At 69.2% G+C, this 26,590-nt stretch carries 16 protein-coding genes; 8 read left to right on the top strand and 8 right to left on the bottom strand.

Annotated elements, in window-relative coordinates; translation table 11 throughout:
- Positions 1-5 precede the first annotated feature (5 nt).
- Positions 6-1,478 carry a phosphatidylinositol-specific phospholipase C domain-containing protein gene (locus Q8A52_RS27660; protein WP_316756296.1) on the top strand — a complete coding sequence of 491 codons (1,473 nt, stop codon included), beginning with the start codon at positions 6-8 and terminating at the stop codon, positions 1,476-1,478.
- Between the two features lie 21 nt (positions 1,479-1,499).
- On the opposite strand, the gene sbnB is transcribed toward Q8A52_RS27660, so the two are convergent.
- Genes sbnB through Q8A52_RS27640 form a run of 4 tightly spaced genes read right to left on the bottom strand, consistent with a single transcriptional unit; the run spans position 1,500 to position 8,709 of the window.
- Positions 1,500-2,534: a 2,3-diaminopropionate biosynthesis protein SbnB gene (gene sbnB / locus Q8A52_RS27655; RefSeq protein ID WP_408649262.1), complete on the bottom strand. Its 1,035-nt coding sequence runs from the start codon at positions 2,532-2,534 to the stop codon at positions 1,500-1,502.
- Positions 2,535-2,566: 32 nt separating this feature from the next.
- Positions 2,567-3,571, bottom strand: a complete 1,005-nt coding sequence (locus tag Q8A52_RS27650) for a TauD/TfdA family dioxygenase (protein WP_316756293.1) — start codon at positions 3,569-3,571, stop codon at positions 2,567-2,569.
- 23 nt (positions 3,572-3,594) lie between these two features.
- Positions 3,595-6,108, bottom strand: coding sequence for a non-ribosomal peptide synthetase (locus Q8A52_RS27645; RefSeq protein WP_408649261.1), 2,514 nt, complete (start codon positions 6,106-6,108; stop codon positions 3,595-3,597).
- A 36-nt stretch (positions 6,109-6,144) separates the two neighbouring features.
- On the bottom strand, positions 6,145-8,709 hold the full coding sequence (locus Q8A52_RS27640; protein ID WP_316756291.1) for a Pls/PosA family non-ribosomal peptide synthetase: 2,565 nt from the start codon (positions 8,707-8,709) through the stop codon (positions 6,145-6,147).
- Between the two features lie 354 nt (positions 8,710-9,063).
- Here Q8A52_RS27640 and sbnA point away from each other — a divergent pair, with 354 nt between their 5' ends.
- Complete coding sequence (sbnA, locus tag Q8A52_RS27635; protein ID WP_316756288.1) at positions 9,064-10,050, top strand: 2,3-diaminopropionate biosynthesis protein SbnA; 987 nt, start codon at positions 9,064-9,066, stop codon at positions 10,048-10,050.
- A gap of 58 nt (positions 10,051-10,108) precedes the next feature.
- On the opposite strand, the gene Q8A52_RS27630 is transcribed toward sbnA, so the two are convergent.
- Genes Q8A52_RS27630 through Q8A52_RS27620 form a run of 3 tightly spaced genes read right to left on the bottom strand, consistent with a single transcriptional unit; the run spans position 10,109 to position 13,874 of the window.
- Positions 10,109-12,079 carry a phosphocholine-specific phospholipase C gene (locus Q8A52_RS27630; protein ID WP_316756286.1) on the bottom strand — a complete coding sequence of 657 codons (1,971 nt, stop codon included), beginning with the start codon at positions 12,077-12,079 and terminating at the stop codon, positions 10,109-10,111.
- Positions 12,080-12,108: 29 nt separating this feature from the next.
- Positions 12,109-12,549, bottom strand: a complete 441-nt coding sequence (locus Q8A52_RS27625) for an exonuclease/endonuclease/phosphatase family protein (RefSeq protein WP_316756285.1) — start codon at positions 12,547-12,549, stop codon at positions 12,109-12,111.
- Entirely contained in the window at positions 12,534-13,874 is a 1,341-nt protein-coding gene (locus Q8A52_RS27620) for an endonuclease/exonuclease/phosphatase family protein (protein WP_316756283.1), read from the bottom strand. Before Q8A52_RS27620 ends, Q8A52_RS27625 begins: the two co-directional genes overlap by 16 nt.
- A gap of 892 nt (positions 13,875-14,766) precedes the next feature.
- On the opposite strand from Q8A52_RS27620, the gene Q8A52_RS27615 reads away from it, so the two are divergent.
- From Q8A52_RS27615 to Q8A52_RS27595, 5 genes are all read left to right on the top strand, one after another.
- Positions 14,767-16,416 carry a serine/threonine-protein kinase gene (locus tag Q8A52_RS27615; protein ID WP_316756281.1) on the top strand — a complete coding sequence of 550 codons (1,650 nt, stop codon included), beginning with the start codon at positions 14,767-14,769 and terminating at the stop codon, positions 16,414-16,416.
- Positions 16,413-17,201 (top strand): hypothetical protein, encoded by a 789-nt coding sequence (locus Q8A52_RS27610; RefSeq protein ID WP_316756279.1) that lies wholly within the window; start codon positions 16,413-16,415, stop codon positions 17,199-17,201. The genes Q8A52_RS27615 and Q8A52_RS27610 overlap by 4 nt, the downstream gene beginning before the upstream one ends.
- 533 nt (positions 17,202-17,734) lie before the next feature.
- Positions 17,735-18,340 carry a DUF3455 domain-containing protein gene (locus tag Q8A52_RS27605; RefSeq protein WP_316756277.1) on the top strand — a complete coding sequence of 202 codons (606 nt, stop codon included), beginning with the start codon at positions 17,735-17,737 and terminating at the stop codon, positions 18,338-18,340.
- A 431-nt stretch (positions 18,341-18,771) separates the two neighbouring features.
- The gene (locus tag Q8A52_RS27600; protein ID WP_316756275.1) at positions 18,772-20,247 is read left to right on the top strand and encodes an alpha/beta hydrolase; all 1,476 of its coding nucleotides are present in this window, start codon (positions 18,772-18,774) and stop codon (positions 20,245-20,247) included.
- Between the two features lie 154 nt (positions 20,248-20,401).
- Complete coding sequence (locus tag Q8A52_RS27595) at positions 20,402-21,646, top strand: FAD-dependent oxidoreductase (protein WP_316756273.1); 1,245 nt, start codon at positions 20,402-20,404, stop codon at positions 21,644-21,646.
- A gap of 117 nt (positions 21,647-21,763) precedes the next feature.
- On the opposite strand, the gene Q8A52_RS27590 is transcribed toward Q8A52_RS27595, so the two are convergent.
- Positions 21,764-23,038, bottom strand: a complete 1,275-nt coding sequence (locus Q8A52_RS27590) for a sensor histidine kinase (protein WP_316756271.1) — start codon at positions 23,036-23,038, stop codon at positions 21,764-21,766.
- A gap of 586 nt (positions 23,039-23,624) precedes the next feature.
- Between Q8A52_RS27590 and Q8A52_RS27585 the strand changes: the two genes are divergently transcribed.
- Positions 23,625-26,342 (top strand): AAA family ATPase, encoded by a 2,718-nt coding sequence (locus tag Q8A52_RS27585; RefSeq protein ID WP_316756269.1) that lies wholly within the window; start codon positions 23,625-23,627, stop codon positions 26,340-26,342.
- Positions 26,343-26,590 lie beyond the last annotated feature (248 nt).

The following is a 26,590-nucleotide window of genomic DNA, read 5'->3' as shown; positions in this document are numbered from 1 at the left end:
CTGACATGTTCCGGTCAAATAGACCCGCACGGCTTCTACGCAGGGCCGCCCTCGCCGTTGCCCTCACCCTGACGGGCGCCGCGTTCGGCGTGCTGACCACCGGCTCAGCCGCGGCGCAGCCGTCCACTTCGACGGACGCCTTCAACAGCCTGGCCTCCCAGAGCCATCCGGACTGGATGAGCGGAGTGAACGGCGGACTGAGCCTCGGCAGCCTGTCGATCCCCGGCACCCACGACACCCTGGCCATTCACGGCGGTTGGCTCTACCCCTCGGCGTACGAGACCCAGGAGAACCACGGCGACGGCGCCGCGACCCTCACCGCACAACTCAACGCCGGCATCCGGGCGATCGACATCCGGGTACGGGTCGTGAGCGGTGCGTTCGCCATCCACCACACCAACGTCTACCAGAACGCCAACTTCGACGACGTACTGTCCAAAGCCCGCGACTTCCTCGCCGCGCACCCCACCGAAACGGTTCTGATGAACCTGCACGGTGAATGCGATGGAGACACCACCGAGGGCGGCAGCGGCAGCACCTCGATCGGGCACTGCGCCGACGACCCGTCCGACACGACCGCCGCGGACCGCATGCGCATCTTCGGTGACTACGCGGCCCGCTACCCCGGCCTGTTCTACGCGCCGACGGTCACCGGAACCTCCACCGCGACCATGCCCACCCTCGACCAGGCGCGCGGCCACATCGTACTGACCCGGTTCACCGGGCCCCGCGGTCAGATCTACTCCGGCTACGGGCTCACCCAGCTGACGAGCGGAGACTGGGGCCACTACATCACCGACGACTGGAGCCAGTGCGATCTCGGCGCCAAGTGGAACGGGGTCCGGGACAACCTGACCGAGGCGGCGTCCGATACTTCGGGCGCGCTGTACGTGTCGTACACCTCGGCCAACTGTGCGCCGTCCGGGGCGACTCCGGCCGACATGGCCGGCGGGTACGGCGGTGGCACCGGGCTGAACCAACGCACCCTGGACTTCCTCGGCGGAGGATATTCCGCCCGTACCGGCGTGGTCATGACCGACTTCCCGGGACACGCCCTCGTCGCCGCGCTCATCCGCCACCAGCCGGGCGGACTGTCCGGTTACGTGTCCTCGGGGCTGTCCGGCAAGTGCCTGAACGCCTATGGCGGTTCGGGGGCCGATGGCACCAGGGCCGACCTGTGGACGTGCAACGCCGGCGCTGCCCAGTACTGGACCGCAGCCCCCGACAGCACGCTGCGTCTCGCCGGCGCCTGCCTGGACGTGACCGGCGGGAACACCGCCGACGGCACCCCGGTGGAGCTGTGGACCTGTACCGGGGGTGCGAACCAGCGCTGGACGCAGGGGGCCGGGGGCCGACTGGTCTCGGAGCAGTCCGGCAAATGCCTCGACGTTCCGGGATCGTCCACGGCGGACGGGACCCGGCTGGTGATCTGGTCCTGCAACGGCGGCACCAACCAGCAGTGGTTCCTGCGCTCTTAGGTCACGGCGGCGCCGGAGCGGTCACCCGTGCCGGCGCAGGTCGTGGAAGAAGTCCTCGACGACATGGAGTTGTCCGGAGCGCGCCGTCTCGTCGTACACGTATTTGCCGACAGCGAGGTCGAGTACGCCGAGACCGAAGGGCGAGAACACCAGAGGCCGGTCGGCGGGGGGCGTCACTCGTCCGGTCATGACGTCGGCGAGAGTGCCGTGCAAGAAGTCGCGGTTGCCGGTGAGCTGTTCGGCCAGGTGCGGGGAGGTGTCGGCCTTGAGGCAGTGGTCGACGTCGTCGACGATGTTCGTCGAGGCGAGGATGATCCGGGGCGCCAGGTCGCGCAGGGACACATGCAGAACCAGCGGATTGTGGGTGAACCAGTCCGGGTCGCTGACGTGCGGCTCGCCCGCAACGGTGGCGAACACGACGAGGTCGCTCGAGCGGACGAGTTCCTCGGGACTGTCGTGCACGGTGATCTGTCCGGCGCTGTCGGTCTGCCGAAGGTAGTCGCTGAATCCCGTGGCACTCCGCTTGGACAGGTCGTGGACGCCGGTTTCGTCGAAGGACCAGCCCACGGCGGTCAGGAAGGTGTGGATGTAGCGGGCGATCAGGCCCGTACCGAAGAACCCGATGCGCGTGGGGCGTTGCCGGTTGCGGGTGAGCCGGTCGGCGGCCAGTGCCGCGGACGCGGCGGTTCGGGTGGCGCTGATGATGGAGCTCTCCAGGCAGGCGAAGGGGTAGCCGGTGTCATGATCGTTGAGGATCAGCACGGCGGAGGCCCTGGGGATGCCCACCTGGACGTTGTCGGGGAAGCTGGAGATCCATTTGAGGCCGTCCACCCGGTCTTGCCCACCGATCGAGGCGGGCAGCGCGATGATCCGGGAGCTGGGGCGGTCGGGGAAGCGCAGGAAGTAGGACGGGGGGTTGACCGACTCTCCGGCCGCATGCAGCAGATAGGTGGCCTCGATGAGGGCCACGATCTGCGATTCCCGGCCCTGCAGGGCGTGCTGGACCTGTGCGCCGGAGATCACTGCGAACGGTGGCACGGTGTACGGCTGGGACATGGCGGGCTCCATTGCCGTGGAAGGGGCATTGGTCATCGGCTGCTCATCTCGGCGGGAGGCGGGCACGGGGCCGGCGCGAGCGGCTCGGCCATGGCGACGAGTACTTCACGTGGTCCTTGGAATGCCTCCCTGCTGTGTGCCGTGCGCACATTGTCGACGAGCATGAGGTCGCCGGCCCGCCACGGCGCGCGGGCCGTATGGGCGGCGTAGGTGTCGTTGAGGAGTTGGACGATGTCCGGGCCGATGGGGTCGCCGCCTCCGAAGCGGGTGTTGAACGGCAGCGAGTCGGCGCCATAGACGTCGATGAGGTAGTCGCGGATCTCGGGTTCGATCGTCCATTCGTTGAAGAAGGCGATCTGGTTGAACCAGCAGCGGCGGCCGGTGACCGGGTGGACCGTCACGGCGGGGCGGCGCTGGCGGGTGCGCAGACTGCCGTCGGGCTGCCAGGCGGATGCGATGCCGGCTGTGCGGCAGTAGGCCTCGACGGCCCGGCGGTCATCGGTGCCGAAGGCCTCGCTGTAGGGGGCGCCGATCTCACCGTTGTAGGTACGGGAGAGCAGCCAGCCTTCCTGCTCGAAGCGCTCGACCAGTTCGTTCGGCAGCGCCTCCAGCACGGCGGAGGCGTCGGCGATGGCGGTGGCTCCGCCGGTGGCGGGTGCGGTCAGACAGGCGAACAGCATCAGGCCAGGTGGCTGGAGCGTGTGGCTGAGTTCGTGGTGCATGCACATCGGCTGGGTAGGTGGCCAGGCCGAGGAGGAGTACACGCCCGGGGCGTACGTCCGGCGCGGGGCGAAGGATTCCCGGTCGGTCATCAGCGCCGTGGCCAGACGGTGAAGGACGGCACCGGCCTGGTCCGCGTCGTGCAGGTGCAGGCCGCGGACGAGTACCGCGCCGTGCTCGGTGACCAGGGTGCGCAGCGCGTCTCGGTGGTCGGCCGCCCACGCCCGGGCATCGCCGGGAGTGTCCACGTGCAGGATCGGAGGCTTGCCGGGGTGCAGGTCCACCTTGAGGAGGGACGCCGGAGTCGCGTAGGACATGGTGGCTTTCCTTTCGATGTGGTTCAGCAAGAGGTCACTGGTTCGGGCGCGTGGCGCCCGGGTCGGTTGTCGACCAGGGCGGCGAGGTCGGTGAGGACCGGGTGTGCCGTGACGTCCTGGAGGGACACGGCGCGGTCCAGGGCTATGGCGAGCTTCACCGCCGAGAGGGAGTTGCCGCCGCGCTCGAAGAAGTGGTCGCGGCGTCCGATGCGGTCCTGTGGCACGCCGAGGACGTGGCCCCAGGCGGCCGCCAGGCGCTGCTCGGTCAAAGTGGCCGGCGGCTCGTGATCGTCCTCGCTGCCGGCGCGTTCGGTGGCGAGCGCCGTCAGCGCCTTCTTGTCGATCTTGCTGTTGGCGGTCAGCGGAAGGCTTTCGTACCAGTGGAAGGCCGCCGGGACCATGTAGGCGGGCAACGAGTCACCCAGCCGTTGGGCGAGGCTCCCGGCGTCGACGGGGTGCTGAGCGGAGTAGAAGGCGACCAGGTGCCTGCTCCCGTCGGTGCGCTCGGCGACCACCACCGCGCCGTCGCGGACACCGGGGAGGCGCAGCAGGGCGTTCTCGATCTCACCGATCTCGATCCGGAACCCGCGGATCTTGACCTGCGCGTCGCGCCGACCGAGGAATTCCAGCTTGCCCGAAGGATGCCAGCGGCCGTAGTCGCCGCCGAGATGGAGCCGTGTGCCGGCCCGGTGGGGATCGTCGAGATAGGCCGCTCGGGTACGTTCGGGATCGTTGATGTAGCCGCGGCCGACACACACTCCGGAGAACGCGATCAGACCCGGGGCACCGAGTGGCACCGGTGCGAGGTGTTCGTCGACGACATGGATGTGCACGTTGTTGACCGCGCGGCCCAGCAGGATGCGTTCCGGCGCCCGGTGCATGATGTCGTGATTGGTGTCGTCGGAGGTCTCGGTGAGCCCGTAGGCGTTGACCAGCCCTATCCGGGGCTGGGCGGTGAACCAGCGCTCGGCGAGCTCCTTCTTCAGCGCCTCCCCGGTGACCGACACGAACCGCAGGTCGGGCAGTGCGCGGGGGCGCTGTTCGAGCGCGGTCAGGACGGCTTCGAGGTAGGAGGGCACGACCTGCACGACGGCGGCCCTGCCCTCGGTGACGGTGTCGAGGAATCGGGGGACGTCGAGGATGGCGTCCTGTTCGACCAGCAGGGTTCGCCCACCTGTCAGGAGCGCGCAGAGCAGCTGCCACAGGGAGATGTCGAAGCACTGCGGCGCGGTCTGGGCCACCACCTGCCCTTCACCGATCTCAAGGTCGTCGATCTTGGCGTAGAGGTGGTTGAGCAGACCGGCGTGTTCGCACATGGCGCCCTTCGGCTCACCGGTCGAGCCGGAGGTGAAGTAGATGTAGGCCAGCTGGTCGGGTGTGACGTCGGTGCCGAGATCGTCGTCCGCGTGGTCTTCCTCGTACGCCTCCTCGACGAAGAGCCTCTCGACTCCGGGCAGCGAGTCGAGTGCCCGGTCGAGCGTGGTGGTGCTGCCGGGTTCGGTCAGCACCAGGGTGCAGTCTGCACGGGAGAGCATGGCCGCGATGCGTTCGGCCGGGAAGCGCGGCTCGATGGGCAGATAGGCACCTCCGGACTTGAAGACCGCGAGGACCGCGGCCAGCCAGTCCAGGTTGCGTTCGGTCACCACCGCGACGACTCCTTCGCGAGCCTGCCCACGGGCGGCAAGGGCTCGGGCCACCCGGTTTGCCCGGGCGTTGAGCTCCGCGTACGTCCACTGCCGGCCGGCGTGTACGGCGGCGACGGCATCCGGATGCATCCGCACCCGCTCCTCGAACAGTTCATGCACTCTCGCGTCCGGCAACTCTCTTTCGGGGCCAGCGAGTTGCTCCAGCTGGAGGCGCTTCTCCGCGGAGGACAGCAGGCTCTGCCGGGCGTGTTCGGCGCCCGGGTCGGCGGTCATCAGCGCGAGCGCGGTCAGGTGATAACCGGCGATACGGGCGGCACTTGCCGTGTCGAGCGACTCGGTGCGGTAACGCAGTCGCAGCACGAGCCGGCCGTCGTGGTGCCGGATGCCCACTCGCAGCGTGGTGTCCTCGGTGAGGACCCCGTCGATCGCGGTGAGATCGAGGACAGTCTCGAACTTCGGTCCGGTCAGGCCGAGTTCGCGCTTCAGCCGGTCGATGTCCCTGGCCGGAACGGCCTGGTGCGCCTGCAGTTCAGCGGCCGTCTGGTGGGTGGTGTGCAGCAGTTGCCACCATGAGGCGGGTGCGGTGGTGAGCCGACACGGCAACAGACGGCCGTTGTCGGTGATGTAGCCGGTGGTGATCTCGCGCTCCGCGGACAGTGTCGCGAGGACCTTGGCGTGCGCCGCCAGCAGCAGCGAATCCATCGGTATCGCCAGTTCGTTCGCCAGCCGGAGCAGCGCGGCCACGGTGCCGTCGGGGGCGTGTGCCTCGTACTGGCCCACGCCGGGCACCGGGTGGAGGGTCCAGCGTGGCGCGGGGGTGAAGCCGCCGGCTGTCAGCACGCCGCGCCAGTACTCCAGGCCGTCTCGGGTGTGGTAGGGATACGTTGCCATCGGGTCGTTTCCTCTGCTGGTGCTGGTTTCGCGGTGTCAGTTGCCGGGAGCTCGGGTGGCAAGGGCGGCGTCGGTCTCCGGCCGGCTCTCGATGTGCGCCTCCGGGCCTGGTATGTCCCGGGCGGGGTTGCCTGCCCACTGGGCGTACGGGGTGACTTCCTCGCCCTTCATGAGGAAGGAGTCGGGGGCGAGCACGGCACCGTCGCCGATCGTCACGCCGTAGTGGACGAAGGCGCCGACCCCGAGGGTGCAGCCGCTGCCGAGGGTGCTGCGGTCGGACTTGAAGGCGCCGTCCTCCTGCGAGTGGCACTGGACCACGGTCCCGGCGTTCAGCGCGCTGTCGTCGCCGATGGTGACGAGGGTGCGCTCCGGGAAGAAGCAACCGTCGTCGAAGACCCGTTTGCCGATCCGCGCCCCCAGGAGGCGCCAGATCATGGTCTTGAAGGGGGTGCCGTCGAACACCTGGATGTAGTCGACCGAGGCCAACTTCCAGAAGCGTTCGTGGTGCCAGAAGTGGGGCTCATAGATCGAGCAGTACAGCGGCGTCTGCGTCTTGAATCCGGTCGAGGCCCGTTCGATCAGCGCGAAGTAGACGACCGTGAACAGGAGCGTGAAAACACTGGCCAAGGCGATCGCCGGTGCACCGAGCGAGGGATAGAGGGCTGCCGCGCCCATGCCGATGAGGGTGATCACGAAGAGGTGGAGGAACCGCGCCGAGAGGTACAGGCCGGCGGTTGCGGCATTGTGCCTGTTCTTGGCGGCCAGGCGACGGCGCAGTTCGTCGCCGGTCTCCAGATGGTTGAACCTGTTGTCGCGCATCACTGTGCGCGGGATCTCGAAGCTGGGTGAGCCCAGCAGGCCCACGCCCGCACGCACCGGACCGTCGATCGGGACCATGACCTTCGTGGCGAGCAGGCAGTTGTCGCCGGTCCTGCCCTGGGAGGGGTACGCGATGCGGTTCCCGAGGAAGCTCCGGGGGCCGATCGACGTGCGGGACACGCGGAAGGACGTGCTGGAGAACTCGGCGTTCATGACGGACAGTCCGTCGGCGATCATGGTGCCGGTGCCGACAGAGCTCAGGTAGGGGTTGTCGTGCTGTACTTCGGTGCCGAAGTTCGACCCGGTCTGCTCTATGCGCGACAGGTCGTATCCGAGGTAGCGCAGGTAGTGCACTACGGCGGAGCTGTCGCCGAAGAGCGTGGTGAAGAACTTCCTGTTGGTCATCAGCGCGATCACCCGCTGGACGCCGTAGTGGAAGCCGTACAGCGGATACACCTTGCCGGGCTTGATGGCCCGGTTGAGGACGCGCGGCACGGTGCCCACGACAAGGAGGCCGGCGAGGAGGGAGCCGAAGAGGACGACCACGGACGCGGTCAGCGCTTCGAGGTAGAACGACGGGCTGTCCACCGGCCGGGGTTCAAGGAGTGCATGAAACTGCGGTACAGCGGCCAGCAGGGCGCTCGCGCCACCCATCGTCAGCGGCAGCCACACCACCAGCAGGCTCAGCAGTTGCATCGCGCCGTATGTGGCCCTCTTGCGGGTGGTGCAATCGGCGGGGCCGACGGTCCGGTAATCCACGTCGGTCGGCTGTGCGGGCGAGCCGTGCCGGCGTTCGCCGGCGGGCACTGCCTGGCCGGCGTGCAGCGAGGAGGCGTGGCCCAGCTGGGAGCCGTCGCCCATCGACGTGTCGATGTCCAGGACCGTGTGCTCGCTGACGAGCACATTGCTGCCCAGCGTGACCCGGCCGGTCTGGATCAGGCCGCCGTGGGCACGGTAGCAGGACAGCAGCACGTCCTTGCGGATGACCGTGCGTTCCCCGACGGTGAGGAGGTCGGTGCAGACCGGGATCGTGCGCGTGAGGATGGTGACGCCTCTGCCGATGTGCGCGCCGAGCGCCCTGAGATAGAGCACGTAGAGCGGTGAACCGACGAACAGGCGCACGGGGCTCGTGCGGATCAGGGTCTTGACGATCCAGAAGCGCAGATAGGTCATGCCCCACAGGGGGAACTCGCCGCATCGCCAGCGGCCGACGAGCGTCCACTTCGCCACGATCGGGAAGGTGCACAGGCCAAGAAAGCCCGCGCCCGCGAACAGGACCGATCGCAGGTAGAGGTCGAACAGACTTGAGCCTGCGGAGATCCATTCGTAGCTTTCGGCGACAGCGAGGGCGGCGAGGCAGGAATAGGCCAGGAAGACCAGGAACTGCAACATTCCGCAGACGAGATATCGCCGGGTAACGGCCGCGGCCCCGGCGTCGGCCGATGGACGTGCCGTTGCCGACGCATCCGCTGCCGGGGACGGGGCCGGAACGGGAGCAGGCGCGGGCGCGGCCTCGGAAAGCGCGACGGCCAGGCTCCGGAGGGTGGGGTACCGGTAGATGTCCTTCATCGACACCGTCGGCAGATCCTCCCGCTTCCTCACCCGCGCGCAGAACTGCGCCATCACCAGGGAATCGGCGCCCAGGTCGTTGAAGAAGTGACTGTGGGCCGGTACCTGCTCGACTCGTACGACCCCGGCCAGCACCTCGGCCAGAAGCCTCTCGACACCGGTCGAGATGTCGGTCGGAGCGGCCGCACATACGCCCGCGGATTTATCCAGCACGAGAGCTCCTCGAGGACGATTCGGTGAGTGTCGGTCGGTGCGCACGGATTCGTGACGGCCGCCTCTCCAGTAGGCCCGAGGGGGGAATTCCTGTCCCGTCCCTGAATTTCGGGTCTTGACAGCGAACGATGGTCTTGATACTCGACCGCTCCCCATTGCCCGCCCAGTAGCGCCGCCTATGCGCACGCAGGTCGCATGTCAAGCCCCGAATTTCGGTGGCATGACACGGCCGCTCCGAATTGGGCGTACTGGAGATGTTCCGGCGAGTCGAAGCTCGCCGCCGAATTCCTCTCCCATGCGGCACCGAGAGACGGATCAGCGGCCGGAAGGCCTCCCCTGATCGAGGAGACGACCATGCCTGTCATATCCGCCCCCCAGGCCTTCAACGAGGAGGATCTCTACGTCGACCTCGAGGGATTCTTCGAGCACCCCTTGTTCCTCAAATGCGAGGGATTCAATTTCGCCGGCTCGATCAAACTCAAGGCCGCCGCCGAAATGGTCGAGGCCGCCGAACGCGACGGTCGGCTGACGCCGGACTCGATTCTGGTGGAGTCGTCCTCGGGCAACCTGGGCGTGGCCCTCAGCATGATCGCGGCCAACAAGGGTTACCGGTTCGTGTGCGTGACCGACTCCCGCTGCAACCTGGCGACCCGGATGATGATGGAGGCCTTGGGCAGCCAGGTCCACATCATCACCGAGCCCGACCCGATCGGCGGCCTGCTCGGCGCACGTATCGGACACGTCCACGCACTGTGCGATTCGGACGACCGGTATGTGTGGCTCAACCAGTACGCCAATCCCAGCAACGGCATGGCCCACTACCAGAGGACAGCCCCGGCAATCGCCCGGCAGTTCCCGGACCTGGACGTGCTGTTCGTCGGGGCCGGAACCACCGGGACCCTGATGGGCTGCGCACGCTATTTCCGCGAGTGGCACCGTCCGGTGCGCATCGTGGCCGTCGACGCCATCGGCTCGGTGACCTTCGGCGGCGCCCCTGGTCGGCGGATGATTCCCGGCCTGGGCACCAGCAGGCGCCCACAGCTGCTGGACGAGTCGTATGTCGACGATGTGGTGCGGGTGGCCGAGGCCGACACCATCCGGGCCTGCCACCGGCTGGCCAGGCGTGGGTTTTTGTTCGGGGGTTCCACCGGCACCGTGGTCAGCGGCGCGATGGACTGGCTCGCTCGTCAGGGGGAGCGGAGACTCACCGCGGTGGCCATCGCCCCGGATCTGGGTGAGCGGTATCTGGAGACCATCTACCAGACCGCCTGGGTGGAGGACCTGTACGGCGACGACGTCCTCGATTCCCGGCCGCTGAGCATCCCGTCCCAGGCGGCCTGACCACCGGGTGGGACCGACTCGCCCACGACGGCCGGCGAACGGTCCCACCCGGCATGCCTCACCCGGCGTGCACGGTTCCCGCGTATCGCTGGACGAACCGGGTGCCGGTGCCGGCGGTGACGGTGACGTCGTACCGTCCCTCGTCGGTGCGCCACGTCAGCCGCGTGCGGTCTCCGCCCTTGACCCACAGGGTCTGTTCCCGGCCGGCGAAGTCGTTCGGCGTGACCGTGAAGGCCACCTCGGTGCCGCCGTCGTTGCGCAGTTCCAGTTCCACCGACGCGCTCTGCGGGCGCCCGGAGTGCCGCAGCCGCGCCGTGACCGACGGCACCGCCACGTCGTCCTGGCCCTCACGGACGACGGTGCCGGAGAAGCGGCGGACGAATCCGTCGGCACCGTGCACGGAGGAGTCGTAGCGGCCGTCGGTCGCCGAGGCGTCCCACACGTAGGTGCGGGAGGAGCGGGGCGGGACGGTGAACGGGGTGCCGGTGAAGGGCAGGGCCGTGTTGGGCAGCACGGTGAAGTGGTAGCCGACGCCGCCGTCGTTGGTGAGCGTGCAGGTGACCTTGCCGGTGGCCCGGTCGACCGTCGCGTCGGCCCACGGCCGGTAGGGCAGCGCGCGGTGCGGACGTCGGCCCTCCTCCGGCTCGGGCATGGACTGCTGCGTCGGCACCTTGACCGCGGGCAGGGAGCTGCCTGCGTCGGCCTTGGCCATCAGGGCAACCGTGTCGGGCAGTGCGGGGATGCTGTAGTCGGGCTTGGTGAAGTCGAAGCAGCTGGTGAGGTCGCCGCAGACGGTGCGCCGCCAGTCGGAGATGTTCGGCTCCTTCACGCCGGTGACGCGTTCCAGGAAGCGCAGTACCGAAGTGTGGTCGAACACCTGGGAGTTGACCCAGCCGCCGCGCGACCACGGCGACACCACCCACAGCGGTACCCGGCTGCCGAGACCTATGGGCTTGCCGTTCGCGAACTCGTCCTTGGTGCCGGGCTCGGGGAAGGGCGGAATGACGTGGTCGAAGTAGCCGTCGTTCTCGTCGTACATGAGGAGGAAGACGGTGTGCTTCCACACCTCGGGGTTGGAGAACAGCGACTGCAGCGCGGTGTCGACCCAGTGGGCGCCGTAGTCGGGGCTGGCGTTCGGATGCTCGCAGAACAGGTAGGGGGCCACCAGCCAGGAGACCGTGGGCAGGGTGCCGTCCTTGCAGTGCTGGTCGAACGCCGTGAGGTCGAACTTCGTCATGGCGTTGATGTAGCGCGGGTCGTCCTTGGGGAACTCGTGGAACTGCTTGAAGTAGGACAGCGCGTTGTCGTCGTAGTCGCCGTAACGGTCGTCGGAGCCGTCGGGGTTGTGGTAGACGCGCCAGGTGATGCCGGCCTGCTCCAGGCGTTCGGCGTACGTCGTCCAGTCGGCCACCGGGTTGCCGGTGACCGGCGTGTTGTCGGTCCACGGTCCGGTGGTGCCGTCGACGCCGGGGCCCGCGGTGCCGGTCCACAGGTAGAGGCGGTTGGGGTCGGTCGGGCCGTTCAGCGAGCAGAAGTAGCCGTCGCAGAGGGTGAAGGCATCGGCCAGGGCGTACTGGTAGGGGATGTCCTCCCGGGTGAAGTAGCCCATGGTCCGCTCGCCCTTGGCGGAGACCCACTTGTCCATGGCGCCGCCGTTGACGGCGGTGTGGCCGGTGTCCCAGTCGTGCGGGAGGCCGCCCGCGTTCTGCGCGTTGTACTTCGTGGTGTCCATGCGGAAGGGCAGCAGGTAGCCCTCCTTGCGGCCCCTGGCGGGCTGGCGGAACACCGGCTCGTTGCCCGGGAGGACGATCGCCTGGCGGTCGCCGAAGCCGCGTACGCCGCTCAGGGTGCCGAAGTAGTGGTCGAAGCTGCGGTTCTCCTGCATCAGGATCACCACGTGTTTGACGTCCGCGACGCTGCCGTGCCGGGCATCGCGGCCCGCGGCTTCCGCCGTGCCGGGAAGTCCGGCCGCGACGGCGGCTCCGGCCGCGGTGGTGCCGATGAAGGTCCGGCGGCTGATCTCAGTCATGGGAGGAAGGTCCTTCGGGTCGTTCGGGGTCAGCCGCGGGCGGACAGGGAGAAGGTGACGACGGCGGCCGCGTGGTCGGAGGGCCAGCCGTTGGCCGAGGTGTTCGGCACCGGACGGGGCCAGCCGGTGAACAGGCTGTGCGCCTCCAGCACCTTCAACCGCCCCGCGTACTGGACCTGATCGATGCGGTCCTGGGGTTCCGCGCCGCCACCTTCGTGCTGCGGTCTGACGGGGGACCAGGTGATACCCGGGGCCTTCACCGGACTCGGCTGGACATCGCGGAAGGCGTCCACGAGGCCGGCTTTCTCCAGCACCTCGGTCACCGGCCAGCGGACCCGGCCCACTCCCCCGTGCGCGGACGCCGTACGGTTCGTCCAGTCGTGGTGGGACGGCGAGGCGAGGCCGGCCGCCAGCACGACTGGCGTGCGGGAGGCGAACTCCGGCCGCATCGCGGTCACCAGCGTCTGCACCTGCCGATAGCGCGCGGTCGCCTTCTCCGCCGCCTCGACCTGCGCGGGCGTCCGTCCCGCGAGCAGCGCGTACGGGCCGTAGTCGGCCTCGTCCAGCTGGGCCGTCCACAGCCGCACCGTGCGATGCCGGGCAGGTGCAGGGTCGCCGCGGCGGCCGGGAGCGCCGCGGTCGGGGCGACGACGTCGGTGAGCGGGTAGCGGCTCACGATGCCGAGGCCACCGGCCTGGTGCACATGCCAGCCGAGGGCCCTGGCGAGCTTCCCGGCCCCGCTGTCGCCGCACTCCTGGAGCGCGACGACGTCCAGTCCCTGGGTGAGCACCAGCCGCAGCTGCTTCTCCAGGAACCCGTCGACGTGACTGCCGGCGTCCCACAGGTTCATCGAGGCGACCTTGAGCCCGAGCCGCTCCCGCGATGTGCGCACCGGGACTTGCACAGTGACCGTGTCCCTGCCGACGACGCTGTCGGTCACGGAGACCACCAGCCGACCGGGCCTCCGCGGCGCGAAGAGGGGGGCCTTGCCGCTGACCGTGCCGTCCGCGGCCACCGACAGCCAGGAGTCCCCCGTGACACGTTCGAAGGTCGCGCTGCCCGCGGCATTGCCCTCGGGCCTGATCCACAGTCCGCCGAGCTTCACCGAAAAGTCCGTGCCCGAGGTCTGCGGCTCGGTGGTGAGGGCATCCACCACCGCGTACGGCCGCGGGATCACCGGACGGACCGCGAAGCTGAACGGTGCACTGTGGGCGAGGATTCCGTAGCCGTCCTTGGCGAGCAGGTAGGCGGTGTGGGGCCCGCCGCTGAGTCCGGAAGTGTCGATGGTGATGTCACCGGAGGCACCGGGGGTGTACTCCCACGCGAGGGAGGACCCGTGCCCGGGCTGCCGGTCGCCGTCGTACACACCGACCCAGTTCTTCGCGTCGGGTGCGTCGGTCGCCCAGTGGAAGGAGACCTTGTCGCCCTCGTGCGGGTCGGGTGTCGTCAGTGTGATCGAGTTGCCGGCGGGCGCCCCGGCGAAGCTGAACGGCTCCGTCTCGGCGAGGATGTCGTAGCCGTCCTTGGCCAGCAGATACGCGGTGTACGGCCCACCGCTCAGGCCGGAGGTGTCGAGGGTCGTCTGCCCGGAGGCGGCGTCGGGCACGTAGGCCCACACAAGGGAGCTGCTGCCGCTGCGGGGCTGCCGGTCGCCGTCGTAGACGCCGATCAAGTTCTTCGGGTCGGGCGCGTCGGTCGCCCAGGTGAAGGTCAGCTTGTCGCCGCGTTGGGGAGGCGTCGTGGAGCCGATCGCGATGCTGCTCCCGGATGCGACGGCCTGTGAGAGGGGTGGCACGGTGTTGGGTCCTCTCCGCCCCGGGCACCGTCGCGACGGCATCCCGGTGGGCAAAGTTGTCTATATAACTTCGCCCCCCAGGAAGCCGTTCCACGGCGTCATTTCCGTGAACGACGGGTTACCACCGCACGGGAAGCAGACGGAAGTCAGAGGATTCCCTGTAGGGGCAGAGGGGTCGACCTCGAACCCCAACGCCCTTACTGAACAGCAACTTTCGAGGTCAGTTGGGCTTCGCGGCGGTTCACGGAAGCGGGGAGCGCAGGATCGTCCCGCGCGACGGCCCAGACGCTCGCAACGCCACGCGCCGTTCAGCAAGTCACGCCGGTCTGTGCACACAGCGGGACGAGGTGAGCGGACGACGCAGCCTCACCTCTCGGGTGATCAACCTCGCGTCCGGCCGGGACATTTGCCGCGCTCTTCTCATCGGGGTCTCGCTGGGGGCAACGTACGGCGAGTCGGGCACCGGCCGCCGCCGGCCCGCCTACGAGCGAATCAGCGTCGGCTGGTTGAAGGCGCCCCAGCCCTGGACAGCAGGTGCTGCGACCTCTGTCCGGTGCCGTCCGAGGACTCCCGCCCGTGGATCACTCCTTGCCCGGGGCACCGCAGGCACGGCGAGATCCGCGTCCCCGGCCCGCCCGGCATTCCCGCTGATGCCGGCTTGTACGACGCCCGGAAGCAGTGACCCGGGTGAGCCCGCCGCCCGCCACCGGCGGTTACGCCGGAGGAAGGGCCGGGGAATCCGATCTTTCGCGTAGTTACCGCCCGGAATGGCGAACCCGTGACGGCCCCGGCACCGCATCGCAACCGTAGTGGCCGAAACTATGTCTCTCAACGCGTGCCCGAGGCTTTGGAGCGAATGGGATTCCGGTGGCACGGCGGATCGGGGGACGGAATGAACGCATGGGCGGTGCCCGGATACACCGAGTCGCTGGAGCTCGGATCGGGGGCGAGCGGACGGGTCGTACTGGCCGTGCACGAGGAGACCGGCGTTCCGGTAGCGGTGAAGTACCTCAGCGACTCACTGCGGACCCGGCCGGGCTTCGTACACGAGTTCAGGGCTGAGGCTCGACTGCTCGGTGGGCTGGAAAGCCTCTACGTCGCCGAACTGTATGAATACGTCGAGAGCCCGGACGGCGCCGCCATCGTGATGGAGCTGGTGGACGGGGTCTCGTTGCGGACCCTGCTGACCAGGGAGGGTCCGCTGGAGCCCGAGGCCGCGCTCGTCGTCCTCAAGGGATCGCTGCTCGGCCTGGCCGACGCGCACCGCGTGGGCGTCGTCCACCGCGACTACAAGCCGGAGAACGTCCTGGTCGTGACGGACGGATCGTCCAAGCTCGTCGACTTCGGGATCGCAGTGGACACCGGCACCAGTGTCGGCGTCGCGGGCACCCCCTCGTACATGGCCCCGGAGCAGTGGACCGGCGCGCCCGCCTCGCCCACCGCCGATGTGTACGCGGCCACGGCCACGTTCTTCGAGTGCCTGACGGGCCACAAGCCGTACGCGGGCGACAACCTCGCCGAGCTCGCGCTGCGGCACGTGGACGCACCCATCCCCGCGGACGAGGTTCCCGAAGGGGTGCGGGAACTGGTGCGGCGCGGACTGGCCAAGGACCCGGAGGAACGGCCCACCCACGCCGAGGCATTCGTCTCGGAACTGGAGGCCGCCGCCGGCGCCGCCTACGGGCCGGACTGGGAGGAACGCGGCCGCGGCCGGCTCGCCGCGCTGGTGGCACTGCTGCCGCTGCTGCTGCCCTCCGCACGCAAGGCCCCGCAAACCACCACGGACATCGCTCGCACGGTCCTGGCCCAAGAGACGGGCCGCGGCCGGATCGGGTCGTGGCTCCCCGGCCGGCCCGGGATGCTGGTGTCCGCTGCGGCCGTGCTCCTGGGCATCCTCCTGGCCTACGGCGCCCAGCACACCCCGACACCGGATCCGCAGCAGGCGGCACAGGCCCTGGCCACCACCAGCGCCCAGCCCGGCACGCCGTCGCTCGGGCCCACCGCACCGACTCCTTCTTCATCAGCCCACTCGTCCCCGTCCCCGACGTCCACCACGTCCTCCAGCCCGTCGTCCCCGGGCGAGGAGACCTCGGGGACCCCCGGCACCGGCGGGCCCTCGGCGTCCGCCGCCACGGCTCCGTCCGAGACGCCGACGTCCGGCGGGGCGACCACCGACCCGGCGCCGACGACCACTTCCCCCGCCCCGCCGGCCGCTCCCGCCGTCAAGGACGTCGCCGTGTCGGCCTTCCGGCAGACGGGTCCGTCCACCGCCACGGCTACCGTCGACATCACCACGGACGGCACCGGGCCGGTCTCCATCACCGTCTCGTGGTTCACGAGCAATGTCCCCGGCGCGCTCGGCACCCCGGACGGCGCGTCCCAGACCTTCCAGCGCAACGGCGCCACCCACTACACGATCCCCGTCGACCACACCTTCCAGAACACGGGCTGCTACTGGGCGGTGCAGGCCACGACGACCCCGGCCTCCGCCGACGGCGGCGCCTCTCAGCAGCTACTGACCAGGCAGTGTGAGCTCCGATGACCACGCACAACGACAGCACCCCCGCGCCTGCCGAGGACAGCGAGCCCACCCGCGTGCTCAGCTCCGGCGACGAGCACGCCCCGACCGTCCACCTCCCCGCCACCGGGGATGCCACTCCGGCCGACGAACCCGGCCCGGGCGACGCCGAGTACAGCGCCACCGTCCTCGGCAGCCACTGGATCCAGCGGCCCGAGCCGGACGACACCAAAACCCTGGTCGAGAACACCGACACTCTCGTGGAATCATCCGCCACGAAGATCGCGCCGACCACACCGACGTCGCCGGACCGTGTCGAAGGTACCGTGCTGCGTTTCGGCCCGGGAGTGACGGCCGCCGTCGCGCACCGCACGCACAGAACGCTGCCCGCCGTACCACAGGCCCCCGCGCCCCGGCGTCGGCGCCTGCGCAGACACGCCCTGCCCGCGCTGGTACTGATCTGCGTCATCGCGTTCCTGCTCTGGCAGCGCCTCGGGCCGTCGGTGGGGGTGCGCACGGTTGCGGTCACAGCCCGGCCTACGGCTGTCGGGTGCCACGACACCGCGGACATCGTCGGCCTCGTCACCACGAACGGCCGACCGGGCAAGCTCTCCTACCGCTGGATCCGAAGCGACGGCACCACCTCGGGCGTCCTGCGTGAAACGGTGGTCCGAGGCCAGAAGCACGCACGGCTCCACCTCCTGTGGACCTTCCAGGGCAAGGGCCACTTCCAGGCACAAGCCGAACTGCGCATCCTCTCCCCCACACACCGCACGGTTGCCACCCACCTCACGTACGACTGCCCCTGACCCCCGATCAGCCATCCGCGTCCGCGAAGGTCAGCGCTCCGCCAGGGCACTGTGCGTCAGCGCTGACACTCGGTCAGGGCAGCGGCTGCGGCACCCGGCCACAGCCGCTCCTCCTCCGGCTTTCGAATCGCCACGCGGTTTGCCGCAGACACCCCGCGAGATAGCGGGCATGAAACAATAAGGTCCTGAGTCGCGATCCGGCAAGAGCCGGAACCCGCACATCTTAAGGTTTCGGTCTTGCATATCGGTGGTTCGAGAAAAGATTTCGGTGAACCCTGAAGAGGATCTTGAGCCCATTCTCAACATGCCAGCTGACCTGCGGCTTTCCATCACATCGCACCGAAGTCTCACTCGTCCGCGATCCGCTTCTCTTCAGCTCGGACACCAAAGAAACCCGCCGAAAGCTGAGTACCCGCAAAGGGCGGCACGTACATCAGGTCGCCCAACGGCTAGGTTGAAAAAGCTTGACCTTCATGCCGTCAAGGGAACGGAAATAACCCTTCCCATTCGCGACGATCGAGATGAGGATCAGAATGTCCAGAAAGCGAACCGCGACACGAAAGAAGAAGCTCGTCTGGCTGGTCGTCGGCGCCGGCGTGGTCACCGGCGGCTTCGTCGCGGCGACCGGCGCGGGTTTCGCGGCCCAGGACGGGACGACGGCCGACGCCTCCCAGGCACCCGTCGAACGCACCTTCCGTGCCTCCGTCGTCTCCGGCGTGCAGATCTACGCCTGCACTCAGCAGCCGGACGGCACCTTCGCCTTCACCCAGCGCGGTGTCCGTGCCACTCTCCAGGGCGGCATCAAGCACTCGTTCGTCAATCCGGACTCCGGACCGCCACAGTGGGTCGCCCGGGACGGCAGCGCCGTGACCGGCACCGTGACCAGCAAGACTCCGCGGGGCCCGGGCAACATCCCGGAGTTGGAGCTGCAGGCCACCCAGACCGGGCGGCCCACCGGCAAACTGGCCGAAGTGGTGAAGGTCCGCAGGCTGAACACCAGCGGCGGGGTCGCCCCGGCCGGAACTTGTGACCCCGCGGCGACCCCGACCACGGAGGTCCCGTACCGAGCCGACTACGAGTTCGTCAGCGTGTGCCGCAACACACCTGCACCCGAACCGAGGGCGCGCACCCGAGGCTGAGCTGAGTATTCCGGTCCCTCCCATCCTCTTCGCGGCCCACCGACCCGGCGAAGCGGAAAGAAGGACCGTGTGTGTCCGCGCCCGGCACAACTGGGCCGGGCACGCATCCCGTGTGGTGGGGGGCCAATGGCGATCGGCTCGGCCCATGTGCGGGACCGAACAGTTAGCACTCTTCGGTGGAAGCCGTCTGGGCGGCCGCTTGCCGATCTTGTTCGATATGGGGAGCCCTCAGCCGGCCCTGCGGGTACCACCCGTACCGACGCCGCCGCATCTGGGCCGATCCCTATTTGATTCCGTCGAAGGCACAACCACACCTCATGAAGCACCCCGCGCCGTCCCCTTCTGCTCCGCTCTCCCGTCCGCGTCCCGCATGGCAAAGACGCCTCGCATGCGCCGGCCTGAGTCTTCTGGTGCTCGCCGTGCCCGGGTGCATGAGCGCTCCGGGCGGTTCCGCTCCTGCGCACCCGACCCCGCCGAAGTCCCTGACCGGGCAGCAGCTGCGGTGGAACCGGTGCCCCGACCCCGCGCCGGCCCAGGGCCCGGGCCCGGCGCCGGGAAAGGCGTGGGAGTGCGCCACGCTCAAGGTGCCCCTCGACTGGGACCAACCGCGCGACCGGACGATCGGACTGGCCCTCGTGCGCGCCAAGGCCCTCGACCGCGACAAACGCATCGGGTCGCTCATCTTCAACTTCGGAGGTCCAGGCGCCTCCGGGGCCAATATCCTGCCGGCCGTCGAGGACAAGTTCGAACGGCTGCGTCACAGCTACGACTTGGTCGGCTTCGATCCCCGCGGTGCCGGACGAAGCCATGGCATCACCTGCTTGAGCGGGGCTGAACTCGACCGCTTCTATGCCCGGGACGCCACCCCGGACACGCCGGAGGAGCGCGCGGCGAACGCCGCGCAGACGAGGCGGTACGCGGCTGCCTGCCAGAAAGAGTCGGCGGCCGTCCTCCCGCACGTGGACACGGAGAGCGCCGCACGTGACATCGACCTGATGCGAGAGGTCCTCGGTGACCGGAAGACCTCTTACTTCGGAATCTCCTACGGCACTCTGCTGGGAGCGATGTACGTGCATCTCTTCCCCGAGAAAGCCGGGCGCATCGTCCTCGACGGAGCGGTGGATCCCACCCTCGGGCCGGAACAGGCCGATCTGATGCAGACCAGGGGATTCCAACTCGCGCTGGACCACTGGATGAAGAAGTGCGTCATGAGCAAGAAGTGCCCGACAGGACAGAGTGTCGCCGAGGGCAACCGCAGGCTCGCGTCCTGGCTGCGCGGCCTCGACGCACGAGCCCTGCCGACGAACCGCGGCCGGAAGCTGACCGCGGACCTGGCCACCGTGGGCATCGCCGCGGCCCTGTACAGCGAGCAGCTGTGGGACGTCCTGACGAGGGGTCTGGACCAGGCCATGCGGCACGGCCGAGGCGACATCCTGCTCGCCCTGTCCGACCTCCACAACGAACGAGATTCTCAAGGGCGTTACAGCTCCCGCCAGGCAGCGCAGACCGCCGTCAACTGCGCCGACACCAGTGATCATGTCAGCGAGGAGCGGATCACCGAGCTCGTGCCGAGATTCCGCGAGGCCTCCCCGGTGTTCGGCCAGTACCTCGCGTGGACGATGGGGGCCTGCAACGGCTGGCCGGTGCACGGCAAGTCCGTGCGCCTGGACGTGCGGGCGCCCGGAGCCGGTCCGGTTCTCGTCATCGGAGCCACGGGGGATCCCGCCACACCCTTCGCCGGTGCCAGGCGGCTGGCCCAAGCCCTGGGCAAGGACGTCGGGGTGGAGATCGGCATGAGGGGTGAGGGGCACGGTGCCTACGTGTCCGGCAATGCCTGCCTGACCCGGCTGGTGGACGACTACCTGCTGTGGAACATCGTTCCCTCTCGCGGAACGTACTGCGAATAGGCCTGCCCGGGGACGGCCCGTGCCCGATGCCGTCCCCGCACGCAGTCATGGAAGGTGTGGGCGCCGTCCCGCCGGGACGGCGCCCCTCGTACGGCTCACTCGATGGAGAAGTGTGGTGCCCACCGGCAGTTCAACCATGCAAACAGGTCATGTCGTGGTGGTAGGGGCGGGCCCGGCCGGGCTGCTGTGCGCCCATGTACTCGCGGCGTACGCCGACAAGGTGACGGTCGTGGAGCGTGACCGGCTCCCGCAGACCCCCGTCTCCCGTCCCGGCGTACCGCATGACCGCCATCCCCATGTACTGCTCGAGGCAGGCCTGGACGCCCTGGAGTCCCTGCTGCCCGGAACAGTGCGGGAGCTGCGTTCCGTGGGCACCCCGTGGCTGGGCCTGCCAACGGACCTGCTGCAGTGGCAGAACGGCGGCTGGTCGTCCCGGCTGCCCGCCACGACGGGCATCCACACCGGCTCACGTGCGCAACTGGAATGGCTCATCCGAAGGCGGGTGCTCACCCATGCCTCGGTCAGTGTCGTGGAAGGCGAGGTCACCGGCCTGCTGGGCGACAAGGGCCGGATCAACGGCGTCACGCTGCGCCGGTCCGGCGTGCGAGGGGCGTCTCGTATGCACGACGTGTCGCACATCGAGGCCGACCTCGTCATCGATACCTCGGGGAGAACGTCGAAGGCGCCCGGGTGGCTGCGGGCGATCGGCGTGGAGCCCGCGGGCGAGGACGTAGTGGACACCGGACTCGCCTACGCCTCACGTCTCTACCGCAGTCCCCAGGGCCGTGGCCCCGGCAGTGCCCCGGGCTGTTACCTGATTCCTGGGCCGGGTCAGCCCACAGGTGCACTCGTCCTCCCACAGGAGTGCGGTGGGTACGTGGTGGCTCTGTCGGGAGTGCGGGGTCATGAGCCTCCCGTGGACCACACGGCGTTCCTGGCGTTCGCGCGGCAGCTTCCTCATCCCCTGGTCCATGAGTGGCTCAGCACGGCTGAACCGTCTTCGCCGGTGTTCGGCTTCCGCCACACCGCGAACGCACGCCGCCGCTACGAGAACTCCCAGGTGCCGGCCGGATTCCTCGCGGTCGGCGACGCGCTGTGCACCTTCAACCCGGTGTACGGGCAGGGAGTGGCGGCGGCAGCGCTGGCGGCCGTCGCCCTGCGCGACACACTGCGGGGCGCCGAAGGGCGGCTCGACCATCAGCGGATTCGGCGCGCTCTGGCCAGGGTGTACGAGCAACCCTGGGCGATCTCGGCAGGCGCGGACAAGCAGATGCCGGGAGCCGTCGGGAACGCGGCAGCACCGAACGCGGCGGAACGGTTTCTGGGGCTGTATCTGCGTCGGATCCAGCGGCGCACGATCCGCAGATCGGCCGTGTGTTCCGTTCCGTGCTGGCCCTGACGAAGCCGCTGTACTCCCTCCTGGCGCCCCCGATGCTCCTCGCCGCCCTGCGGCCCGAGCCCGCGCTCCTCGCCGAGCCGCCCTCGGCACCGCGGCAACCATGAGCGCCTTGTGACATCACGGGTGGCCTGTGCCGGAGAGGCTCTTCAGCGGAAGGAGCGCCTGCACCAGGAACTCTCCCTGCGGTGTGCGTGTGGTCGTCACCTCTCCACCCAGGCTCTGGGCCCGCTCGCGCATGCCCATGAGGCCGAGTCCGCCGCTGCCGGCGGCCGGCCGGGGCACATCGCTCCGCTCGGTTCGAAGGTTGCGCACCGTCAGCTTCAGGACGTCGCCCTCTGCGGTCGCCTCGATGTCGACCTCGGCCCCGGGCGCGTGGCGGCCCGCGTTGGACAGGGCCTCCTGCACGATGCGGTAGAGACCTTGCCGAAGGGGCGGATCGCAGTCCGCGATCCGTGGGTCCACTCTCCAGGAGACGCGCATCCCGGCTTCCTGAGCACTGCTCAGCAGCCGGGCGAGGTCCGGTTCGAAGGGTTCCTCCCCTGCCCGGCTGAGTGCCGGGCGCGGTCCCGTGGCATCGGTGCGCAGCACATGCAACAGGTCCCTGAGCTCCTGCATCGCCCTGCGGCCCAACTCACCTATGAGCCGCGCGGTGTGACCGTCGGCCGACTCCTGGTCGGCGGTCACCTCCAGGGCGCCGGCCCGAAGGATGATCAAACCGACGTAGTGGGTGACGACGTCGTGCATCTCCCGGGCGATACGGGACCGCTCGGTCAGCACGGCGTTCTGGGCGACGAGTTCCTGCTCACGCCGCAGCTGCGTCGCCAGTGTGCGGAGGCTGTCGATGCGCTGCCGGTGTTCCCGAACGGTGACGGCCACGAGAGCCGGAACGATGACGAAGGGCACCAACTGCCGTATTCCGATCTCCTCGAATCCGCGGACCACTGCCAGCGGCAGGCCGATGCCGGGCTCGTAGTACAGCATCTCCTTGAAGTCGAGGACGAAGGAGGTGCACACGGCCCCCGCGGCGACCGCGGCCCACCCGTAGCGGCGCTGGGAGATGAGCGTGTAGAAGGCAATGGGGACGGTCATGACGGACCCGGTGACAAAGCGGGCTGTCGCGGCGGCCAACGCCAGGGGGACGGGCCATCGGCGACGGGTCAGGATCGCGGCTCCGGCCACGACGTCGGCGCTCACCCAGGAGACGAAAATCCAGTCCAGGCACGGCTGTTCGCCGGACACGCCCTGCGAGGTGTCATTGGGGATGATCGCGAAGTAGACCAGCAGTGCGTAGCCGACCGCCAGAGCCGACAGGCTCGTGTCCGTGAGTGTGATCTTCTTCGGGGCGCGACGGGTGGCGCGCACCGGTCGCTTGGTCGCAGCGGGAAGTCGCATGTGAAGGTCCATGGGGCGCGTCATCGGCCCGCGATCGTGTCCTGTCAGTGGGCGGGCCAACAGCGACGGGCTCCCGCGTTGCACTCGAGCGTATCGTGCATGGCGGCACTGTGCCGTTCACCGGCCACTTCCCATCGCCGCTGGTTCGGCGAAGTCACCGTCGGAAACTGTACGTGACCATGCACGCACCGAGGAATGAGCCCATGGCAGGAATGGTGAAGGAAAGCAGGGATTCGGGGCCGTACACCGCTCCCATAACCAACGCTGAGAATATGACCGACCCCGCGAGCGTCCACGCCCCTGCAATATACGGTGGCATTCTTCTCGCTCATCCGTCGCTCCCCCGTATCGTGCTTCGCCCTGAGCCTGCCGGACCGTAGGGTCTCGGTCACAGCCCGTACAGACGGAAGCCTCCGCCGGCTGGGCTGTCGTTGTCGCAGGTGAGTCCACCACGGAAGCAGAGCCGCCGAAACCCGTGGCCTACCGAAGCATCGCAACACTTCGGTCCGGCGGGCATCCGGTCACCCGTCTCGTATCCCGGCGCGCCGGGGTGAGCGCGGCCTCCGAACCCGCATAATGGGCAACCGTGTTGATAGGAAGACAGCGGGAACTCACGGACCTGGATGAACTCATATCCTTGCCCGCCCACGGAAGCAAGCTGGTTGTGCGCGGTGACAGAGGGTTCGGAAAATCGGCGCTTCTTCGCGCTTTCGCAGAGGGAGCGACGAAACGCGGGCTCCGGGTGCTGCGTGGAGCAGGTGACCCGGAGGACCGTGAGTTCGATCTGATCCGTCGCATGTTCGCCTCCTGGAGCGCCTCCTCGGACCTCACGGACGTGGCGGAAGTGGACGACCCGGTACGGGCCGAGGAGCGCCTGTGTGCCTCGGGGAAGGGCCCGTCGGTCCTGGTGATCGACGACCTCCACCTTGCCGACAGTGCCTCGCTGCGTCTGCTGGGCCGTCTTCTTCTCCGCTCTCCCGGGGCACGGCCCGCCGTTGTCGCCGCACTGGTGCCGAACGCCGGCGCCGACCCGGACCGCGAAGTGATCGGGGACCTGCTCCCCCGCTTCGACCATCAGATGACCCTGGCCCCGTTCGGCGCGGACGAGGTGCGCGTGATGGCAGCGCAGGAACTGGGCACGGATCCCGAACCTCCCTTCCTTCGCGCCTGCTTGGACGCCGCCGCGGGAATCCCCTCCGTCCTGCACAGCGTTCTGGGCTCGGTGCGTGCCTCGGGAACCGTTCCCGACGCCACCACCGCCGCCCGGATCCTGCAACACGTGCCCAGGGAACTGGGGCGGGCCGCGCTCGCCGACATCGCATCGCACGGCGAGGAGGTCCGCAACACCGCCGTCGCGGTCGCGGTCCTGCCCGACCGCCCCTCCGTGCCTCTCCTCGCCCAGGTGACAACCCTTGACGAGGGTGCCGTCGAAGACGCGGTGCACACGCTGGACCGTATCGGCATCGTGGTGCAGACCCCGCACGGGCCTCGTTTCCCGGCCCCCGCTCTGGCCACCGCGGTCGCCAATGAGGTTCCTCCCGGCACGCGGCGGGACCTGCACACGCGTGCCGCGCGCTTCCTGCTCGACACCGGTGCGCCCTGGGACACGGTCACCCCTTATCTGCTCCGCAGCCATCAGGGAGAGGAGTGGGTTGCCGAAGCACTGCTGCAGGCGGCCGAGGAGGTCAGGGGACACGACAGCGACAGCAGCATCGCCTGCCTGCGACAGGCTCTGCGGGAGCCCCTGCGGGACGACGTCCGCGCGTCGGTCCTGATCTCGCTCGGGGAGGCCGAGCTGGAGCGGTGTGCGCGCACGGCCGTCCGCAGCCTTCGCGGCAGCCTGCAGTTGAGCCTGCCGCCCCACGCACACGCGAAAGCCGCTCGGTCACTCGCCGGCGCCCTCTTCGCCCTCAACCGGTATCCGGAGGGCATCGAAGTGCTGCGCGGCACCATCGAACAACTGGGACCGCTCGCTCCCGATCACGCCCTGCGAGCCGAGATCGACCTGTTGTACGCCCAGGTCACCTGCGGCACCTTCGAGGCCTCGGTGCCGGGCCGCCTCCGGGAACTCAGCGCCTCATCGGCCCTGGGCCCCACAGCCGAGAGCGCCCTGGAAGCCCTGCTCGCCCTGCGGGAGATCATGACCGGCGGCACCGCCGAGCTCGCCCTTGCACACGCACAGCGGGCCCTGGCCCACGGGGTGACACCGAAGGGGGACGAGTCCTTCGTCTACACCGGCGCGGTGCTGGCCCTGGCGGTGGCCGGCCGACCGGAACTCGCGCTCTCCCGTGTCGACGCCAGCATGGAACGGGGGCGGGGCAAGGACTCCAGACTGGAGCGGGGATACGTACATACACTCAAAGCAGGTGTGCACTACCGCCTCGGCAACGTGGACGACTGCGTTCGCGACGCCCGCACGGCGCTAGACGCGCTGCGCAGCGTGGGCGCGCAGGCGCAGGTGAGCCACAGCGTTGCCATGTGGGCGGATGCCCTGGTCAAGCAGGGACATGCTGACGAGGCTGATCGACTGCTGGAACGGCAGGGTCTCAACGGCCCTCTGACGCCGCACTGGGCGAACGACTTCGCGACGTTGGTCCGCGGCAGGGTACGACGGGCACAGGGCCGACTCCGTCAGGCGCTCGCCGACTTCCTGGACAGCGGGGAACGCGCCTGCGCACGCGGTATGGGACACCCGGCCGTTCTGCCATGGCGCTCGGAAGCGGCGTTGACCCACGCCCTGCTGGACGAGCAAGCTGACGCGCGTCGGCTCGCCGACGAGGAGCTCCGGCTGGCTCGCGCCTGGGGTGTCCCCGAGACGGTCGGCTCGGCACTGCGCGCGGCAGGACTGATCGCCGGTGGCGATGAAGGGGCACGTCTGCTCGGTGAGGCCGTGGCACTCCTGGAGACCACGAACTGCCGGCACGCCTACGCTCAGGCGCTCCTGGACTGCGGCGCGCTGCTCGTCCGGCAGGGAGCGCCGGACGCCGCCCGTACCCATCTGCAACAGGCCCTGAAAGTCGCCCAGCGGTGCGGAGCGACCGCCATCGTGCGGGAGGCCGAGGACGAACTGCGCGACAGCGGCTACCGCCCGGCGGCGCAGGGCACGCAAGGAGCGCAGGGAGCGGGAGCGCTGACACGTGCCGAACTGCGTGTCGCCCGGCTGGCCGCTGAGGGTATGACGAACAGGGCGATCGCCGAGGAGCTGTTCGTGGAACTGCGCACCGTGGAGCTGCATTTGAGCCGCGCCTACCGGAAGCTGGGCATCACGGGCCGGGCGGGACTGGCCGACGCCCTCGGCGCCTGAGGACGAAGACGAGCGGTGCCGGACGGCGGTGAATGCCGTCCGGCACCGTCGTGCCTGCCCGGGCGTGCCAGGCTCAGGCCCGGGAGGCCGCATGCGCCGCCGAAGCGGTGGGCTATGGCTGGTCCTCGTTGGGTGCGGCGGGCAGTTTGTCCTGGATGAGGTCCATGACCGTGGAGTCGGTCAGGGTGGTGACGTCTCCGAGCTGGCGGTTCTCGGCGACGTCGCGCAGCAGTCGGCGCATGATCTTG

Origin of the sequence: Streptomyces herbicida (assembly GCF_032656585.1) — a bacterium.
GTDB classification, from domain to species: Bacteria; Actinomycetota; Actinomycetes; order Streptomycetales; family Streptomycetaceae; genus Streptomyces; species Streptomyces herbicida.
This window is presented reverse-complemented; position numbering and strand designations above follow the sequence as displayed.

Coding starts and splice junctions, on each gene's coding strand:
- Q8A52_RS27600 (WP_316756275.1), top strand. CDS start 18,772: ATGAGCGCTCCGGGCGGTTCCGCTCCTGCGCACCCGACCCCGCCGAAG.
- Q8A52_RS27610 (WP_316756279.1), top strand. CDS start 16,413: ATGACCACGCACAACGACAGCACCCCCGCGCCTGCCGAGGACAGCGAG.
- Q8A52_RS27630 (WP_316756286.1), bottom strand. CDS start 12,079: ATGACTGAGATCAGCCGCCGGACCTTCATCGGCACCACCGCGGCCGGA.
- Q8A52_RS27615 (WP_316756281.1), top strand. CDS start 14,767: ATGAACGCATGGGCGGTGCCCGGATACACCGAGTCGCTGGAGCTCGGA.
- Q8A52_RS27645 (WP_408649261.1), bottom strand. CDS start 6,108: ATGGCAACGTATCCCTACCACACCCGAGACGGCCTGGAGTACTGGCGC.
- sbnA (WP_316756288.1), top strand. CDS start 9,064: ATGCCTGTCATATCCGCCCCCCAGGCCTTCAACGAGGAGGATCTCTAC.
- Q8A52_RS27605 (WP_316756277.1), top strand. CDS start 17,735: ATGTCCAGAAAGCGAACCGCGACACGAAAGAAGAAGCTCGTCTGGCTG.
- Q8A52_RS27650 (WP_316756293.1), bottom strand. CDS start 3,571: ATGTCCTACGCGACTCCGGCGTCCCTCCTCAAGGTGGACCTGCACCCC.
- Q8A52_RS27660 (WP_316756296.1), top strand. CDS start 6: ATGTTCCGGTCAAATAGACCCGCACGGCTTCTACGCAGGGCCGCCCTC.
- Q8A52_RS27590 (WP_316756271.1), bottom strand. CDS start 23,038: ATGCGACTTCCCGCTGCGACCAAGCGACCGGTGCGCGCCACCCGTCGC.
- sbnB (WP_408649262.1), bottom strand. CDS start 2,534: ATGTCCCAGCCGTACACCGTGCCACCGTTCGCAGTGATCTCCGGCGCA.